Source organism: Paenibacillus sp. 01T422 (genome assembly GCF_056398785.1).
Map to the genome: position 1 here is coordinate 1 of NZ_JBFTQB010000894.1, position 2,642 is coordinate 2,642.

Here is a 2,642-nt window from a genome sequence, read left to right on the forward strand (position 1 = left end):
ACTTAGGACTACGCACCGGAAATCCGAGTAGGTCGCCTATATCCTGATCGATTCCGCACAAACCTTGCTCCACAAGCTGCATGATCGCTGTCGCGACCACTGTCTTCGAGATAGAAGCGATCCGAAATATGGTTCGCGACGTAACGGGGATACGTCTTTCTACATTCGCCAAGCCATATCCCGCGCTCCAAATCTGTCTTCCTTCACGCATCACGGAGGCCGCTAATCCAACGATCCGATGCTTGTCCATCACCCGCTGAATCTGTTCATCCAAAGAATTCAAGCTGACCCTCCTTCGTCCTGATTTGTAAAAGAATTGATCCTTATATGTTCATTATAATAAAGTCTTTTCGTACTGTGTAGCATTTTTTTGGCGCACTTCCATTCTAGCGGCAATCACGAACATAACCGTGAACCCCACTACCCCCATAAGCGCCATGATCGCACTGATCGTATACATGGCATGCGGGCCCAATTCCTGAAATATCAAGCCCCCGGCGATCCCGGCAACCATGCCGGACAAGCCTCCCCAGCTCAAGGCATAAACAGCTTGCCCTGATGCTCTATATGCTGGCGGAATCAAATATGCCGTCAACTGCGTGCCCACATAGTAATAACCAGCGAACGTTATGGAATTCAAGGCTTGGATGAAAAGAATGTGATAGGGCGATGTCGCTGCTGCCATCAGGAACCAGCGCAGCGCATACAATAAACTAACAGCCGCTAAGCAAAAGAACATGCTCCTTCGATCTTTTCGCAAAAACCGGTCAAACAGCAAGTAAACTGGTATTTCAAAAATGGAGGCAAAAAATGCAGACCACCCGATCAAGGAACTTTTCCCTCCTAGCTCGGACATATAAATAGAGACAAATGTGTTGTTCATTGCATTAGGAATCGAAATGAGAATGCCCATCAAAATGAAGACCATAAACCACTTATCACTCATAATTTGGAGATAATTACCGTTTTTACTGCTCTTGATGGAGGCTCCTAGCTCTCGGTTTCTCCCACCCTGAGGCAGCATCCATGCGAATACGATAGATAACCCCATCATGACGCCGCATACTTTCCATAAATCCCGGATGCCTAGCCATTCCATCACAGGACCTGTCGCTAATGCCATTAACGCCCAACCCAGCGCACCCCAAAGCCGGAAAGAACCAAACTTATGATCCGTATGCTCAATCGCCTCCAAAATGAGGCTATTGGATTGAGCAAATAAAGGGCTCTGAAAGCAGAAAAAAACAAGTAGGAAAGTGACAAGCAGCGGGTATGAATTTGTAAAAAAGACCGTTTGCAGACTAAGAAAGCTGCCGATCAGGAGAATGATCAGAATGCGCCTTACATTAGACAAACGATCGCTCCAATAGCCCCAGAACGGATTGGCGATTAACGAAAGAATAGGCCCGCCGGCCAGCAGCAAGCCTATCGCAACGCTAGAAATGCCTAATTCTTTCAAGTACAGCGGGAAAAATGCACTATAAATAGCAAAAGCGCCATATAAAATAAAGCTAAATGCTTTGATGACGCCGAACGGGTGATCTTTGAGTCTTGCGATTACGGACATAGGAACCACGCTACCCTTTCTAAGCTCTTAAGTCGAATGAACAAGTTTCCGATATTGCGTAGGCGTAACTCCTGTGTACGTTTTGAAAATCGAACAGAAGTATTTATATTCTTTGTAACCAACGCTCTCAGCGATTTCAAAGACGCGATCATCGGTCCCGGATAGCTTGGCTTTCGCCTGTTCGATGCGTACTTCGTTCAGATACTCAGCGAATCCTTTGCCGAACTTTTGCTTGAAGAGGATGCTAAAGTAATTAGGTGTTATTTTCAGCCATGCAGCGACCTCAGATGCCTTAATATCCTTGTTGTACCTGGCTTCAATGTATGATTTCACCCTATCAGCAAGCCAATGATTCTTCCCAGTCAGAGAATTATGGATCAGCGAGAACATGGACGCAAGCTCCGCGCGAAGCAGTGACTCCATCGCTCTGTAGGAGTTGTGTACCAACAGATCGATCTCTTGTGAATGAAAGATATTGAGATACCCCGTCAGATCGATCCCGGCCGCTCGCAGCCGCCTTTGAAGAATAATGACCAGCTCCTGGAATGCCTGCCATATTTCCCTAATCAAGCTGCCGCTCTCGCGAAATTCTTGCATAATTTCATCAATTTGCCCAAGCAGTTCCCCATCGTTTTCTTGAAACAAAGCATGAATCAGATTTTTCTCCAAGACGATCAACTCAGGAAGACGATGGCTTCTCTTGAAAATCAGTTCTTCATCATGAAAAACAATTGGCGCCAACGAAGATAGCACAGCATAGTGCAATAAAGAAATAGCCTCCATACAACTAGCATGAATCTGCTCTGAACTATGGAAAGCCCGGGATATGCTGGCATGCAGATAAAGATCATCCGACAACCTCAGTACGCCGTTTAAAATGTTATGAATATCCTTCGCGCTTATCGATGGAGGCCCGACAACTAGCGATAGCAGCAAATTCTGATGTTGGAAAAATGAAACGGTCTCCAGCCCAGACGATCTTAAGGCTGAGTCAACGCTTATTTCCCAGAGCCCTCGCTTCTCTCTGCGCATATCTTCAGACGACCGATGGGTCCACTCCGCATAGTCGGAGAGC

The 2,642-nt window shown here is 46.4% G+C and carries 3 protein-coding genes; all 3 read right to left on the reverse strand.

The genetic code is table 11. The annotated features are described in order from the left end of the window. On the reverse strand, positions 1-283 hold a 283-nt coding region (locus tag AC1DUA_RS33070), incomplete at its 3' end, for a serine hydrolase domain-containing protein (RefSeq protein WP_477503769.1). A 51-nt stretch (positions 284-334) separates the two neighbouring features. Continuing rightward, positions 335-1,567 (reverse strand): MFS transporter, encoded by a 1,233-nt coding sequence (locus AC1DUA_RS33075; RefSeq protein ID WP_477503770.1) that lies wholly within the window; start codon positions 1,565-1,567, stop codon positions 335-337. 27 nt (positions 1,568-1,594) lie between these two features. Then, on the reverse strand, positions 1,595-2,642 hold a 1,048-nt coding region (locus AC1DUA_RS33080), incomplete at its 5' end, for a helix-turn-helix domain-containing protein (protein WP_477503771.1).

Bases quoted from the DNA above. Each gene is read 5' to 3' on its own strand.
- AC1DUA_RS33075 (WP_477503770.1), bottom strand. From the start codon at position 1,567: ATGTCCGTAATCGCAAGACTCAAAGATCACCCGTTCGGCGTCATCAAA.